This window comes from Dietzia sp. CW19 (assembly GCF_014145265.1).
Lineage (GTDB): Bacteria > Actinomycetota > Actinomycetes > Mycobacteriales > Mycobacteriaceae > Dietzia > Dietzia natronolimnaea.
Window position 1 is genome coordinate 1 of the sequence record NZ_JAALEE010000140.1, and the last position, 14,517, is coordinate 14,517.

The window sequence follows — 14,517 nt, forward strand, 5'->3', positions numbered from 1 at the left end:
CACCGGCCTCGCTCCCGACGCCGGCCCGACCTACGCCCGCTACGTGGCCCTGGGCGACTCGTTCGCCGCCCTGGGTCCGACCGACGCCCCCACGAGCGGGCCCGCGCGATGCCTCCGCTCCACGGCGAACTACGCGTCGCTGCTCGCCGAGCGCGAGGACGTGGGTGAGCTCGTCGACGTCACGTGTGGCGGCGCGGAGACCACCCACATGACCGGGCCCCAGCTCGCCGGGGCACCTGCCCAGTTCGACGCCCTGACCCCGAACACGGACCTGGTGACCCTGTCGATCGGCGGCAACGACATCGGGTTCGGCGCGATGGTCGGGTGCTTCCTCCAGACCCCGCGGGCGGAGACCGGGGCACCGTGCCGCGACCGACTCGAGGTGGACGTGACCGACCAGCTCGACGCCCTCGGCGCCCGGCTGGACGGCGTGTACGACGGCATCCGCGACCGCTCCCCCGACGCGCGGATCGTCACCACCGCCTACCTCCCGCTGGTCCCGGACGACGGCGGCTGCGAGTTCGTCTCCGGGATGAGTCCGGGCGACGTCACCTGGACACGGCACGTGACAGAGCGGATCACCATGATCGTCTCGGACGCCGCCGCACGGGCGGGCGCGGACGTGGTCCAGCCCGCGGACGCCGCCGAACGCCACGCCTGCACGCCGGCCACGGAGCGCTACACCGACTTCACCGGCGAGGAGACGGGGTCGCATCCCATGCACCCGACCGCGGCGGGGCACCGGGCGATGGCCGAGGCCGTGGGCGCGGTTCTCTGACGGGGACCGCCGAGACGACGACGGGACGACGACGAGGGCCCCGCCGACCGCGTGACGCGGTGGGCGGGGCCCTCACACCGGATCCGTGACGGATCGGGCCTGACGCGACTCAGGCCTTGTCGGTGTCCTCGCTGGTGGCGTGGGTGGTGTCCTCGGACACCGCGTCGGCGGTCTCCTCGGCGGTGTCCACGTCGGCGTCGTCGGCGGCCTCCACCTGATCGGCGATCGGGCTGTTGGCCTCGGCCTCGGCGGTCACCTCATCGGTGGTCTCGTCGTCGGTGGACTCCGTGGCCGAGGTGTCGGCCGACTTCTTGGAGGCGGCGGCGCGGGTGGCGCGCGTGGCCTCGGCGGACGCCAGCGGCTCGGTGACGAGCGCGATCATCGCCATGGGCGCGTTGTCGCCCTTGCGGTTCTCGAGCTTGACGATCCGGGTGTAGCCACCGTCGCGGTCGGCGACCCGGGGGCCGATCTCGGCGAACAGCTTGTGCAGGACGTCCTTGTTGCGGACGAGCTTGGCGGCCTCACGACGGTCGGCCAGCGTGCCGCGGCGCGCCTTGGTGATGAGCTTCTCCGCGTACGGACGAAGCAGCTTTGCCTTGGTCTCCGTGGTACGGATCGCATCGTGCTCGAACAGCTGGGTGGCCAGGTTCGACAGGATGAGCCGCTGGTGGGCCGGGGATCCGCCGAGGCGGGCGCCCTTCTTGGGCTTGGGCATCAGATTCTCCTAGGAATGGTGTGCTGAGAGCTCGTCAGAGCTGCTCGGTCTCGGCGTAATCCTCGCCGCCCTCGTCGGTCCACGTCCCGGTCTCGGCGTCGTAGCCGGCGACCGAGGCGGGATCGAACCCGGGGGGCGCATCCTTGAGCGACAGGCCGAGCTCGACGAGCTTGACCTTGACCTCGTCGATCGACTTCTGACCGAAGTTGCGGATGTCTAGCAGGTCCGACTCGCTGCGCGCCACGAGCTCGCCCACGGTGTGGACACCCTCGCGCTTGAGGCAGTTGTAGGACCGGACGGACAGGTCCAGGTCGTCGATCGGCATGCCGTAGGCGGCGATGTGATCGGCCTCGGCCGGGCTGGGCCCGATCTCGATGCCCTCGGCCTCGTCGTTGAGCTCACGTGCCAGGCCGAAGAGCTCGACCAGCGTCTTGCCTGCGGACGCCAGGGCGTCACGGGCGGTCATCGAGTTCTTGGTCTCGACGTCCAGGACCAGGCGGTCGAAGTCCGTGCGCTGGTGCACACGGGTGGCCTCGACCTTGTAGGTGACCTTGAGGACGGGCGAGTAGATCGAGTCGACCGGGATGCGGCCGATCTCGTGTCCCGCGTCCTTGTTGAGCCCCGCGGGGACGTAGCCACGACCGCGCTCGACGACCAGCTCGATCTCCAGACGGCCCTTCTCGTTGAGAGTGGCGATGTGCAGGTCCGGGTTGTGCACCTCGACGCCGGACGGCGGGACGATGTCACCGGCGGTGACGGCTCCCGGGCCCTGCTTCTTGAGGTACATGGTGACCGGCTCGTCCTCGACGGACGAGACGACCAGGCCCTTGAGGTTCAGGATGATGTCGGTGACATCCTCCTTGACGCCCGGCACGGTGGTGAACTCGTGCAGGACACCCTCGATGCGGATGCTGGTCACGGCCGCGCCCGGGATGGACGACAGCAGCGTGCGACGCAGGGAGTTGCCGATGGTGTAGCCGAAACCGGGCTCGAGGGGCTCGAGCACGAACCGTGAGCGGTTCTCGGAGACGACCTCCTCGGTGAGGGTGGGCCGCTGGGAGATGAGCATGTGCTACCTCTTTCGATTCTCGGCGTCCGCTATTTGACGCCGTAGTAACCCACCGTCGCCGGGCGGGCCGCGATGTGCGGCCCGCCCGGCGACGGGGGAGGACAGATCACTTCGAGTAGAGCTCGACGATCAACTGCTCCTGCAGCGGCACATCGATCTGCGCGCGCTCGGGAAGCTGGTGCACGAGGATGCGGAGCGTCGTGGGGACGACCTGCAGCCACGCCGGGACGGGACGCTCGCCGAGCATCTCGGTGGCGATCTCGTACCAGTCCATCTTGGTGGACTTGGGACGGACGTCGATGATGTCGTACTGCGACACCCGGTAGCTCGGGATGGTCACCTTCTGGTCGTTGACCCGGAAGTGACCGTGGCTCACGAGCTGGCGTGCCTGGCGACGCGTCTGCGCGAGACCCGCGCGGTACACGACGTTGTCCAGACGCGATTCCAGGATCTGGAGGAGGTTCTCGCCGGTCTTACCGCCCCGGCGGTTGGCCTCCTCGTAGTAGCGACGGAACTGCTTCTCCATCACGCCGTAGGTGAAGCGGGCCTTCTGCTTCTCCTGCAGCTGGGTGCGGTACTCGGACTCCTTGATCCGCGCGCGGCCGTGGTGGCCGGGCGGGAAGGGCCGACGTTCGAATGCGGTGTCCCCACCGACGAGGTCCACGCCCAGACGGCGGGACTTGCGGGTGACGGGGCCGGTGTAACGTGCCATGGTTCTCTACGTTCCTTCCGGCTCAGACTCGACGCCGCTTGGGCGGACGACAGCCGTTGTGGGGCTGGGGGGTGACATCGGAGATCGTGCCGACCTCGAGGCCGGCGGCCTGGAGCGAACGGATGGCGGTCTCACGACCCGAACCCGGGCCCTTGACGAACACGTCGACCTTCTTCATGCCGTGCTCCTGCGCCTTGCGGGCCGCGTTCTCGGCGGCGAGCTGGGCGGCGAAGGGCGTCGACTTGCGCGAGCCCTTGAAACCGACGTGGCCCGAGGACGCCCAGGCCAGAACGGCGCCGGACGGATCCGTGATCGAGACGATCGTGTTGTTGAACGTGCTCTTGATGTGGGCCTGGCCGTGAGCGACGTTCTTCTTCTCCCTGCGACGGCCCGTCTTCTTGGGGCCCGCAGCGCGTGACTTGGGGGGCATTACTTCTTCTTTCCGGCGACGGTCTTCTTCGGGCCCTTGCGGGAGCGGGCGTTGGTCTTGGTCCGCTGACCGCGGACGGGGAGACCCCGGCGGTGGCGGATGCCCTGGTAACTGCCGATCTCGATCTTCCGGCGGATATCGCCCTGGATCTCACGGCGGAGGTCACCCTCGACCTTGTAGTTGCCTTCGATGTCGTCACGAAGGACGGTCAGCTGCTCGTCGGTGAGGTCCTTGGTGCGCAGGTCCGGGCTGACCCCGGTCCGCTCGAGGATCTCGACGGCCCGCGTGCGACCGATGCCGAAAATGTAGGTGAGCGCGATCTCCATACGCTTGTCACGTGGGAGATCAACGCCGGCAAGACGTGCCATGTGGCGTTTCTCTTTCGTCGTGCGGTAGGTCTGCTCCCCGACCGTCCCCGATGCCGCATGGTCATCTCACGATGAGCATCCGTCCGGGGCCCTGGCCTCCGCATCCAGGGGTGTGGTACCCGCCTCGACCAGGTACTTCAGAGGCGGCTGGTTCAGGGAGTTGAGCGCTTTACTTGTAGCGGTAGACGATCCGACCGCGGGTGAGGTCGTACGGTGACAGCTCGACGACCACCCGGTCCTCGGGGAGAATGCGGATGTAGTGCTGCCGCATCTTCCCACTGATGTGCGCGAGGACCTTGTGTCCGTTCTCGAGCTCGACGCGGAACATTGCGTTCGGCAACGGCTCGACAACTCGGCCCTCGACCTCGATGGCTCCGTCCTTCTTTGCCATGCTGGTTACGGTCCTCCACGATTCCCCGGATGTCGTCTACCGGATTCTGGTGCACTGGTGGGCACACCGACGTATAAGCCTACGTCAGTGGTCGTTCTAGTGCCAATCGGCGCTCACCCGTAGCAGGCGCGTCCTGCCGGCACGCCGTCGAAGCGCTGCTGCAGCCAGTTCATCGCGGCCGGCAACTTCTCCACCGCGCCGAGGAGATGCTCGGGCGCCAACCCCGGCTCCCACGTGAGCGGGGTCCCCTCGCGGCAGTAACGCGTGGCGGTCTCCTCCGCGTCCCAGAACGGCACCAGCGGGTCGGTGCGGGAATGCCACATGAACACCGGCACCCGGGGGACGTCCGGTGTCAGGCGCACGCTGTTCTCCGCGAAGGCCCGCATCAGGCCCTCCTCCGCGAGCAGGTCTCCCCCCTCGAGGACCATGGGCACGGACCGGAACGCGCCGTACACCAGCAGCGAGGCCGTGCACCTGCCCTTCATCCGCTCGAACAGCGCCCAGCCCTCGGGGGTGAGCTTCTCCTCGAGACGGATGTCCTCCGGGTACTCCCGCGCCATCCCCACGGCGGCGGCGAAGGCCAACCCGAACGCGGGGTGCGGCCAGTTGCCGATCATCCGCGCCATCGTCGTCATGTCCGTCGGGATGCCGCCCTGGGCGACCCCCACCAGGTTGACGTCCGGTGCGTAGTCGTCGTGCATGAGCGACACCCAGGCACTGGCGATCCCGCCACCCGAGTACCCCAGCGCCCCGAACCGGCTGTGCCGCGCGTCGAACCGGGGGTCGTCGCGGACGGCCCGCATCCCGTCCAGCACGATCCGCGCGGACAGCTGTCCCCCGGGGTAGGCGACCTTGGGACCGAGATGATCGGGGATGAGCACCGTCCAGCCCTGGTCCAGCCGGACCCGCAGGAACGCCATCGCGTTGTCCTGCACCGTCTCGAGGGTCGGGTTGACCAGGGTCTCGGTGGGGGCGCAGCTCTGCCCCAGTGCGTTCAGGTAGTGCTGGTAGCTCAGGACGGGGCCGTTCGGGCGCGCGTGGGGCGGCCGGACCACCGTCGCGGTCGCGAGGATCGGACGATCCCGGGTGTCGGTCGACCGGTACGCGATCTCCGTCACCTCGTACCCGAGGAACGCGGGCATGGTCACGACCCGGGTGTTGATCACCTGTCCGAGACCCGCGGCCGCGAGCACCGCGGGGTCCGCGTGATAGAACGGCGCCGGCTGGGGGTCCTCCATCAGGGACCCCTGTCCGCCCTCCATCAGCGACTGCGCGGCCGCGGACGGGGTCGGTCCCGCCATCTGGGCCAGGATCACCACCATCGTGAGGACAGCCGCCACAGCCGTGCGCGTCGGTGTGATCGTGGTTCGGCGCACGTGGGGGTGAACGAGCATGCCCTGACCTTTCAGGCCGGTGGTCAACAGTGGGAACACTCTAACCTGAGGCCCGGAGGGCCCGGCACCGGTCCCCCGCGACCGCGCTCAGTCCGTGGGCCGAACGGTGAGCACACGGGGGCCGTCGGCGGTGACGGCGACCGTGTGCTCCCAGTGTGACGACGGCGACCCGTCCACCGTGACGACCGTCCAGTCGTCGGCCAGGGTGCGGGTGTCGGTCTCGCCACCCAGGACGAGCATGGGCTCGACGGCCAGGACGGACCCCTCCTGGAGCCGCGGCCCCTTGCCCGGCTTGCCCTCGTTGGCGAGGAACGGCCACTCGTGCATCTCACGACCGATGCCGTGCCCGCCGAACCCGTCGACTATCCCGAGGGTGACGCCGAGACGCTGCTCCGCGCGACGCGTGGCGGTCTCCAGGGCGTGCGAGACGTCCGTCAGGCGGCTACCGGGAGTCATGGCGAGGATGCCCTCCGCGAGCACCTCCCGCGTCGCCTGGTTGAGAAGGGCCACCTGAGGGTCCAACTCGCCCACGCCGAAGGTCCACGCGGAGTCGCCGTGCCACCCGTCCAGCACCGCGCCGCAGTCGACCGAGACCAGGTCGCCCTCCTGCAGGACGGTGGTGGGTCCCGGGATCCCGTGGACGACCACCTCGTTGACGGACGAGCAGATCGACCCGGGGAACCCCTCGTACCCCTTGAAGGACGGGACCGCACCGGCGTCCCGGATCAGCTGGTCGACCAGCGAGTCGAGATCCGCGGTGGTCGCGCCCGGAACCGCCGCCTCGCGTGCGGCGACGAGCGCACGACCGACGATCCGGCCGGCCTCCTCCATCGCGTCCAGCTCGCCGGGAGTGCGCGCTGTCACCACGCTCGTGCGCGACCGACCGAACACGACTGCTCAGCGATCCAGCGCGGCGAGGGCCCGTGCGTTGATCTCGTCGACCTCGCCCACGGCGTCGACGGTCGTGACATCGTCGCCGTAGTACTCGAGGAGGGGTGCCGTCTCGGACCGGTAGACGGCCATGCGGTTGCGGATCACGTCCTCCGTGTCGTCCTCACGACCGCGGGCGAGCATCCGCGCGACCACGGTGTCCTCGTCGACCTTGAACTCGATCACGGCGTCGAGCTCGAGACCCGCCTCGGCGAGCATGTCCTTGAGCGCATCGGCCTGCTCGACACTGCGGGGGTAGCCGTCGAGCAGGAACCCCTCGGTGGCGTCGGGTTCACCGATACGCGCCTCGACCATGCGGTTGGTGACGTCGGCGGGAACGAGGTTCCCGGCGTCGATGTAGGACTTGGCCTCCTTGCCGAGGTCCGTCCCCTGGGAGATGTTGGCCCGGAAGAGGTCACCCGTGGAGATGTGCGGGATCCCGAGCTTCTCCGACAGCAGGGCCGCCTGGGTTCCCTTGCCGGCGCCGGGGGGGCCGAGGAGGACGAGACGCATGGTGGGGACCAGCCTTTCTTCAGTGTGATGTGCTCGGGGGACGCGGGCGACTACTTGAGGAAGCCCTCGTAGTTGCGCTGCATGAGCTGTGCCTCGATCTGCTTCACGGTGTCGAGACCCACCGACACCATGATGAGCACAGCGGTGCCACCGAACGGCATGTTCTGCATGTCTCCACCCCCGCTACCCATGTCGAGGAAGACGTTGGGCAGCACCGCGATCAACCCGAGGTACAGGGAACCGAACAGCAGGATCCGGTTGAGCACGTACCCGAGGTACTCGGCAGTCGGGCGACCCGGGCGGATGCCCGGGATGAAGCCGCCGTACTTCTTCATGTTCTCGGCCTGCTCCATCGGATCGAACTGGATGGCCACGTAGAAGTAGGCGAAGAAGATGATCAGGGCGAAGTACAGCAGGATGTAGCCCCAGCTCGAGGGGTTCTGCAGGTACTGCATGACGTAGCGCTGCCAGAACCCGTCCGCGGCGGGCTCCGGCCCCTGGATCAGCTGGGTGATGAGGATCGGCACGTACATCATGGACGACGCGAAGATCACGGGGATGACGCCGGCCTGGTTGACCTTGAGCGGCAGGTAGGTCGACGTGCCGCCGTACTGACGACGTCCGACCATGCGCTTGGCGTACTGGACCGGGATACGGCGCTGGCCCTGCTCGACGAACACGACCGCGACGACGATCAGCACCACCGCGAACATGACCGCGGCGAACTTCAACGTCGAGGAGTTCTGGTAGATGTTGACGCCCTCGGCGGGGATCCGCGAGGCGATGCCGGCGAAGATCAGCAGCGACATGCCGTTGCCGACGCCGCGGTCGGTGATGAGCTCACCGAACCACATGACGAGCGCTGCGCCGGCGGTCATCACGATGACGATGGTGGCCAGGGTGAGGATGTCATCGTCCATCAGGACGGACTCGCCGTTGCCGAGCAGCTGCCCGCGGTCGGCGAGCGCCACGATGCCGGCGGACTGCAGCACGGCCAGCGCGATGGTGAGATAACGCGTGTACTGCGTCATCTTGGCCTGACCGGACTGCCCCTCCTTCTTGAGTTGCTCGAAGTAGGGGATCACCACGGTCAGCAGCTGCACGATGATGCTCGCCGTGATGTACGGCATGATGCCGATCGCGAACACGGACAACTGCAGGAGTGCGCCGCCGGAGAACAGGTTGACCAGGGAGTACAACTGCGCGTTGTCCCCGGTCATCGCGGTGTCGAGGAGTCCCCGGAGCTTGGGGTAGTCGACACCGGGCGACGGGATCTGCGCGCCGATGCGGTAGAGGATGATGATCCCGAGGGTGAAGAAGATCTTCTTCCTCAGATCCGTGTCCTTGATCGCGGACGCGAGTGCGGAGAGCACATGTCCTCCTGGTCATGGACGGCCCGTAGCCGCCGCCTTCGTCGAATGCAGATGCGCCGGGAGGGTCAGACCGACGGCAGTGGTGCCGCACCCCGAACGCACAACAAGAAAAACTGTATCAAGATGAGCGCAGGGGCCGGATCCGAGACTCTCGGACCCGACCCCTGCACCCGTCATCCGGCCCCGTCGGGGGCCGGTCGGGGACTCAGGCCCCGGCCTCCGACACGCTTCCGCCGGCGGCCTCGATCTTGGTCTTGGCCGACGCGGACACCTTGTCGACGGCCACGGTCACGGCCACGGAGATGTCCCCGTCGCCCAGGACCTTGACCGGCTGGTTCTTGCGGACGGCCCCCGCGGCGACGAGCTCGGCGACGCCGACCTGCCCACCGGAGGGGAACAACCGCTGGATGTCGGACACGTTGACGACCTGGAAGACGACCTTGTTGCGGTTCTTGAAGCCCTTGAGCTTCGGAAGACGCATGTGGATCGGCATCTGGCCACCCTCGAACGCCGCGGGGACGTTCTTGCGTGCCTTGGTTCCCTTGGTACCGCGACCGGCGGTCTTGCCCCGCTTGCCGCCCTCACCGCGACCCACGCGGATCTTGTCGGTGTGGGCGCCGGGTGCCGGGCGCAGGTGATGCAACTTGATGGTCATGCTCACTCCGTCTCTTCGACCACGACGAGGTGGTTCACGACGTTGATGAGACCCCGGGTCTGAGCGTTGTCCTCACGGACGACCGTCTTCCGGATGCCCTTGAGTCCCAACGTCCGCAGGGAGTCCTTCTGGTTCTGCTTGGTCCCGACAGTGCCGCGGACCTGGGTGATCTTGAGGTTGGCCATGATCTACGCCCCCTGTCCGGCACGTGCGCGGAGCATGCCCGCGGGTGCGACGTCCTCGATGGGCAGACCACGGCGGGCCGCGACCTCCTCGGGACGATGGAGACCCTTGAGCGCGGTCACCGTGGCGTGGACGACGTTGATGGCGTTGTCCGACCCCAGCGACTTGCACAGGATGTCGTGCACGCCGGCGCACTCGAGCACGGCACGCGCCGCGCCGCCCGCGATCACACCGGTACCCGGCGAGGCCGGACGGAGCATGACGACGCCCGCGGCCGCCTCACCCTGGATCGGGTGCGGGATGGTGGAGCCGATGAGCGGGACGCGGAAGAAGTTCTTCCGGGCCTCCTCCGACCCCTTCTGGATCGCCGCCGGCACCTCCTTGGCCTTGCCGTAGCCGACGCCGACCATGCCGTTGCCGTCCCCCAGGATCACGAGGGCGGTGAAGCTGAATCGCCGACCGCCCTTGACGACCTTGGAGACGCGGTTGATGGTGACGACACGCTCGATGAACTGTGACTTCTCGTCGTCGCGGCCACCGCGACGATCGTTTCCGCCACGGCCACGGCCCCCGCCGCCGCCGCTGCGGCCGCCCTGGGCGTTGTCGTTGGTGGTGGTCTTGTTGTCCGCGGCGGGCCCGGTGCTTCCGCCGTCACGACGCTGACGTCCCGGCATCAGACGGTCCTTCCGTTAAGGGTCAGTGCAGTGGTCTTGGTCATCAGAACTCCAGCCCACCCTCGCGGGCGGCGTCGGCCAGGGACGCGATCCGGCCGTGGTACTTGTTGCCACCACGGTCGAACACGACGGCATCGATGCCGGCGGCCTTGGCGCGCTCGGCCAGGAGCTGGCCGACCTTCGCGCTGCGGTCCTTCTTGTCGCCCTCGAGAGTGCGGACATCGGCCTCGATCGTCGACGCGGCGGCCAGCGTGCGGCCGGCCAGGTCGTCGATGATCTGGGCGTGGATGTGGCGCGAGGACCGGTTGACGACCAACCGCGGACGCTCGGGGGTACCGGCGACCTTCTTGCGGAGGCGGTAGTGGCGCCGGGTACGGCCGACACGACGTGCTGTCGAGACGTCGGTACCCAGCGGGGAACGCTTCTTTGTGCTGCTCATGGTCACTTACCCGTCTTTCCGACCTTGCGACGGACCTGCTCGCCCTCGTAACGGATGCCCTTGCCCTTGTACGGGTCGTGCTTCCGCAGCCGCTTGATGTTGGCGGCGATCTGGCCCACCTGCTGCTTGTCGATCCCGGAGATCGAGAACTTCGTGGCGCCCTCGACGGCGAACGTGATGCCGTCGGGTGCCGCGATCGGCACGGGGTGCGAGTAGCCGAGGGCGAACTCGAGGTCCGTGCCCTTGGCGACGACGCGGTAACCCACGCCGAAGATCTCCATCTTCTGCACGTAACCCTCGGTGACGCCCACGACCATGTTGTTGACCAGGGAGCGGGAGAGGCCGTGCAGCGACCGGTTGTCCCGGTGGTCGTCGGGACGGTTCACCGTGATGGTGCCCTCCTCGACCGACACCGTGATCGGTGCGGGGAGATCCTGGGTGAGCTCACCCTTGGGACCCTTGACGGTGATGGTCTGGCCGTCGACCTTGATGTCGACGCCGGACGGAACGGTGATCGGAGCCTTGCCGATTCGTGACATTTCTCGCCCCCTTACCAGACGTAGGCGAGGACTTCCCCGCCCACCTTCTTGTAGTTCGCCTGACGGTCCGTGAGCAGACCCTGGGAGGTCGAGATGATCGCGATACCCAGTCCGCCGAGGACCTTGGGCAGGCCGGTGGACTTGGCGTACACGCGGAGACCCGGCTTGGAGACTCGCTTGATGCCCTGCAGGCTGCGCTGGCGCGACGGGCCGTACTTGAGGTCGATGGTGAGCTTCTTGCCCACCTCGGCGTCCTCGACGGCGTAGTCGGTGATGTAACCCTCTTGCTTGAGGATCGCCGCGATGTTGCCCTTGATCTTGGAATGCGGCATGGAGACGGTGTCGTGGTACGCCGAGTTGGCGTTACGCACACGCGTCAACATGTCCGCGATGGGGTCGGTCATCGACATGGATTTACCATGTTCCTTTCTCGTCACGGTTCCCATGCAGCACGGGTGCGGTCGACCTGTGGGCCGGCCGTGTCCGTCGTGGGCCTATCACGAAGAGTTCGAATGTTCTGTTGTGTGGGGCCCGCCGATCGTCTGACGATCTGCGGGGGACCCGCCGCGCGTGGCGCTCTTCTCGCCACCCGCGACCCGACGGCTGGGCCGTCTGCCCGTCGCCGGGGACCCGCTGATGCGGGGCCCCGGCGCGGACGGCCGGTCCGGCCCTGACCCGTGAGGTCAGTCCTCCTTGAAGGGGAAGCCGAGGTGCTTGAGCAGCGCCCGACCCTCTTCGTCGTTCGTCGCGGTGGTGACGACCGTGATGTCCATGCCGCGGGGGCGGTCGACCTTGTCCACGTCGATCTCGTAGAACATGGTCTGCTCGTTGAGCCCGAAGGTGTAGTTGCCGTGACCGTCGAACTGCTTGCCCGAGAGGCCGCGGAAGTCGCGGATTCGCGGGAGGGCGATCGTCGTCAGACGATCGAGGAACTCCCACATGCGGTCACCGCGCAGCGTCACACGCGCGCCGATAGGCATCCCCTCGCGGAGCTTGAACTGCGCGATGGACTTGCGGGCCCGGCGGATCTGCGGCTTCTGGCCGGTGATCAGCGTGAGGTCGGTGATCGCGCCGTTGATCAGCTTGGCGTCACGGGCGGCGTCACCGACACCCATGTTGACGACGACCTTGACGACGCCCGGGATCTGCATGACGTTCGCGTACTCGAACGTCTCGTTCAGGGCCGGCTTGATCTCGGCGCTGTACCGCGCCTTGAGACGCGGCGTGTACCCGGTGGGAAGTGCGGTTTCGGTCATGGTCACAGGTCCTTCCCGGTCTTGCGCGAGACCCGGACGCGCTTACCGTTCTCGTCGGTGCGGATTCCGACGCGCGACGGGGCGCCGTCCGCGTCCACGACCATCACGTTGGACACGTGGATCGGGGCCTCCTGCGTGACGATGCCACCGGAGGAGGCGCCACGCTCGGCAGCCGAGTTGGCGGTGTGCTTCTTGATGCGGTTCACGCCCTCGACGAGGACCTTCTCCTGCGCGGGGAAGGCCTGGATGACCTTGCCCTTGGCGCCCTTGTCCTTGCCGGCGATGACGAGCACCGTGTCGCCCTTGTGGACCTTCATGTCAGAGCACCTCCGGAGCCAGCGAGACGATGCGCATGAACTTCTTGTCGCGCAGTTCGCGACCGACGGGCCCGAAGATACGGGTACCACGCGGGTCGTTGTCGTTCTTGATGATGACGGCGGCGTTCTCGTCGAACTTGATGTACGAGCCGTCCGGGCGACGGCGCTCCTTGGCGGTGCGCACGATGACGGCCTTGACGACCTCACCCTTCTTGACGTTGCCACCGGGGATGGCGTCCTTGACGGTGGCGACGATGATGTCGCCCACGCCTGCGTAGCGACGCTTGGATCCGCCGAGAACGCGGATGCAGAGAATCTCCTTGGCACCCGTGTTGTCGGCGATCTTGAGTCGCGACTCCTGCTGGATCATGGTTCTCCTGACCAGGCTTGTTCAGATGTGTGCCGGATTCCGACCCGACACACGCGGCCACGTCACCCGCACCGGTCTCGCGACGCGGCTACCACGGGCAACTGTTCCAGTGTAGGGGTCCCGGCGCCCGAGCCCCAAATCGCCCTCAGCCGCCGAGGGAGCCGGCCGATCCGGTCGACCCCAGCGACCCCGCCGAGCCGGCGGAACCGGGATCCACTCCCCCGGACGCCGGCCGGAGGCTCGGGACCGCCGGCGCAAGACCCGACAGGATGTGATCCATCCCCGGCAGCATCTGGGTCACGAAGACGGGCCAGTTGTGGATGCCGGTCGGCATGTAGTTCATCCGCAGGTCGACCCCCGCGACTCCGGCCAGGGCGGACTCGAGCTTCCTGGTGCTCTCGTAGGAGCCCTTCTCGAGGACGTGCCCGTCCACGAGGATCATCTCGTTGCTGCCGAAGTGCCCCAGCTCGGCCGAGCCCACCCGGCCCGTGGCGGCACTGAGGTACACGGTCTTGCCGGCGAGTCCGGACGGGTCGGCCACGGTGTCGTGGTCCCGCCACGCCTGGGACCCCCGCGGGCCCCACATGTTCGTGGCGTCGCCGTTCCGCGCGGCCACGGTCAACCGCGCGTACTGGTAACCCAGCTCGTCCATCGTGGAGTAGGCGCCGCTGATCCCGGCGACCGCGTCGAACATCCCCGGGTTGGTGTTGGCCAGGTGAACGGCCGCGGAAGCACCCATCGACAGGCCCATCACCCCCCAGCTGCCGTTGTGCGCAAGCGGAGCGGCCGAACCGCTCAGCCCCTGCTCCAGGAGGGGCGGGAGCTCGTCGATGAGGAAGGTCTCCCACATGTTCGGCCCCAGGACCGGGTCGTCGGCCTGCCAGTCCGACCACATGGAGGCAGGAGCACCCGTCGGCGCGATCACGTTGACCGCGCGGTCGCGCAGGGCCGGGTCCCCCCAGCCCATCCCGGTGCTCCACCCCGACGGGGATTCGCTTCCCACGCCGTCGAGGAAATACACGTTGGGGGCGTCCACGCCGTCCGGCGCCCGGTACACCTCGACCCGGACGGTCCGCTGCATCGATGCCGATGTGACGGTCCAGACCTCCGCCCGGCGGTCGACGGGGTTCAACGAGCCCGGGAACAGCGGGGCGATGTGGCGCACCGTCGTCTGCGTGATCGAACCGTCGCGCGTGGAGACGGGCCCCGAGGGCGATTGGGAGCTGCCCGGGCGGGGGAAGTCACCGGACCCGGCGGCGGCGACCGAACCGAGCACGGACGTCAGCGGGATGGGGGCGCCCAACTGCGTGAGGGCGGCGACGCTCAGCGACGGGACCCCGAGCAGGCTGCCCGGTGCGACGCTCGGCACCAGGGATCCGGGGTCGAGGCTCTGCGCCCCCGCCGTCCCCGC

General features: G+C 68.1%; 21 protein-coding genes. 1 reads left to right on the plus strand and 20 read right to left on the minus strand.

Annotated features, from left to right (window positions below; all coding sequences use genetic code 11):
• Window positions 1-778 (plus strand): SGNH/GDSL hydrolase family protein (locus G6021_RS04915; protein ID WP_182640770.1); only part of this gene is annotated, 778 nt, incomplete at its 5' end.
• Between the two features lie 109 nt (window positions 779-887).
• Here G6021_RS04915 and rplQ read toward each other — a convergent pair.
• From rplQ to G6021_RS05015, 20 genes are all read right to left on the minus strand, one after another.
• Window positions 888-1,493: a 50S ribosomal protein L17 gene (rplQ, locus tag G6021_RS04920; RefSeq protein ID WP_179525908.1), complete on the minus strand. Its 606-nt coding sequence runs from the start codon at window positions 1,491-1,493 to the stop codon at window positions 888-890.
• A 34-nt stretch (window positions 1,494-1,527) separates the two neighbouring features.
• Window positions 1,528-2,562, minus strand: coding sequence for a DNA-directed RNA polymerase subunit alpha (locus G6021_RS04925; protein WP_067716627.1), 1,035 nt, complete (start codon window positions 2,560-2,562; stop codon window positions 1,528-1,530).
• A 106-nt stretch (window positions 2,563-2,668) separates the two neighbouring features.
• Entirely contained in the window at window positions 2,669-3,274 is a 606-nt protein-coding gene (gene rpsD / locus G6021_RS04930; RefSeq protein ID WP_179525909.1) for a 30S ribosomal protein S4, read from the minus strand.
• 22 nt (window positions 3,275-3,296) lie between these two features.
• Window positions 3,297-3,704, minus strand: coding sequence for a 30S ribosomal protein S11 (rpsK, locus tag G6021_RS04935; protein ID WP_017838216.1), 408 nt, complete (start codon window positions 3,702-3,704; stop codon window positions 3,297-3,299).
• Window positions 3,704-4,072, minus strand: coding sequence for a 30S ribosomal protein S13 (gene rpsM / locus G6021_RS04940; RefSeq protein ID WP_179525910.1), 369 nt, complete (start codon window positions 4,070-4,072; stop codon window positions 3,704-3,706). Before rpsM ends, rpsK begins: the two co-directional genes overlap by 1 nt.
• A gap of 169 nt (window positions 4,073-4,241) precedes the next feature.
• Window positions 4,242-4,463: a translation initiation factor IF-1 gene (infA, locus tag G6021_RS04945; RefSeq protein WP_010541191.1), complete on the minus strand. Its 222-nt coding sequence runs from the start codon at window positions 4,461-4,463 to the stop codon at window positions 4,242-4,244.
• A 113-nt stretch (window positions 4,464-4,576) separates the two neighbouring features.
• Window positions 4,577-5,857, minus strand: coding sequence for a lipase family protein (locus G6021_RS04950; protein WP_187700450.1), 1,281 nt, complete (start codon window positions 5,855-5,857; stop codon window positions 4,577-4,579).
• 87 nt (window positions 5,858-5,944) lie between these two features.
• On the minus strand, window positions 5,945-6,748 hold the full coding sequence (gene map, locus G6021_RS04955) for a type I methionyl aminopeptidase (protein WP_182609293.1): 804 nt from the start codon (window positions 6,746-6,748) through the stop codon (window positions 5,945-5,947).
• A gap of 6 nt (window positions 6,749-6,754) precedes the next feature.
• Window positions 6,755-7,300: an adenylate kinase gene (locus tag G6021_RS04960; protein ID WP_182640771.1), complete on the minus strand. Its 546-nt coding sequence runs from the start codon at window positions 7,298-7,300 to the stop codon at window positions 6,755-6,757.
• 50 nt (window positions 7,301-7,350) lie between these two features.
• Window positions 7,351-8,673 (minus strand): preprotein translocase subunit SecY, encoded by a 1,323-nt coding sequence (secY, locus tag G6021_RS04965; RefSeq protein ID WP_182609295.1) that lies wholly within the window; start codon window positions 8,671-8,673, stop codon window positions 7,351-7,353.
• A 205-nt stretch (window positions 8,674-8,878) separates the two neighbouring features.
• The gene (gene rplO, locus G6021_RS04970) at window positions 8,879-9,328 is read right to left on the minus strand and encodes a 50S ribosomal protein L15 (RefSeq protein ID WP_179525914.1); all 450 of its coding nucleotides are present in this window, start codon (window positions 9,326-9,328) and stop codon (window positions 8,879-8,881) included.
• 2 nt (window positions 9,329-9,330) lie between these two features.
• On the minus strand, window positions 9,331-9,513 hold the full coding sequence (gene rpmD, locus G6021_RS04975) for a 50S ribosomal protein L30 (protein WP_017838209.1): 183 nt from the start codon (window positions 9,511-9,513) through the stop codon (window positions 9,331-9,333).
• Between the two features lie 3 nt (window positions 9,514-9,516).
• Window positions 9,517-10,185, minus strand: a complete 669-nt coding sequence (gene rpsE / locus G6021_RS04980; protein WP_182616011.1) for a 30S ribosomal protein S5 — start codon at window positions 10,183-10,185, stop codon at window positions 9,517-9,519.
• 43 nt (window positions 10,186-10,228) lie between these two features.
• Window positions 10,229-10,624: a 50S ribosomal protein L18 gene (gene rplR / locus G6021_RS04985; protein WP_241730653.1), complete on the minus strand. Its 396-nt coding sequence runs from the start codon at window positions 10,622-10,624 to the stop codon at window positions 10,229-10,231.
• A 2-nt stretch (window positions 10,625-10,626) separates the two neighbouring features.
• On the minus strand, window positions 10,627-11,163 hold the full coding sequence (gene rplF / locus G6021_RS04990; protein WP_179525916.1) for a 50S ribosomal protein L6: 537 nt from the start codon (window positions 11,161-11,163) through the stop codon (window positions 10,627-10,629).
• An 11-nt stretch (window positions 11,164-11,174) separates the two neighbouring features.
• Window positions 11,175-11,573, minus strand: coding sequence for a 30S ribosomal protein S8 (gene rpsH, locus G6021_RS04995; RefSeq protein WP_179525917.1), 399 nt, complete (start codon window positions 11,571-11,573; stop codon window positions 11,175-11,177).
• 273 nt (window positions 11,574-11,846) lie between these two features.
• The gene (rplE, locus tag G6021_RS05000; RefSeq protein WP_179525918.1) at window positions 11,847-12,419 is read right to left on the minus strand and encodes a 50S ribosomal protein L5; all 573 of its coding nucleotides are present in this window, start codon (window positions 12,417-12,419) and stop codon (window positions 11,847-11,849) included.
• A 2-nt stretch (window positions 12,420-12,421) separates the two neighbouring features.
• Complete coding sequence (rplX, locus tag G6021_RS05005) at window positions 12,422-12,736, minus strand: 50S ribosomal protein L24 (protein ID WP_179525919.1); 315 nt, start codon at window positions 12,734-12,736, stop codon at window positions 12,422-12,424.
• A gap of 1 nt (window position 12,737) precedes the next feature.
• The gene (gene rplN / locus G6021_RS05010; protein ID WP_095717592.1) at window positions 12,738-13,106 is read right to left on the minus strand and encodes a 50S ribosomal protein L14; all 369 of its coding nucleotides are present in this window, start codon (window positions 13,104-13,106) and stop codon (window positions 12,738-12,740) included.
• A gap of 145 nt (window positions 13,107-13,251) precedes the next feature.
• The coding region (locus G6021_RS05015; RefSeq protein ID WP_182640772.1) for an alpha/beta hydrolase family protein at window positions 13,252-14,517 on the minus strand (1,266 nt) is incomplete at its 5' end.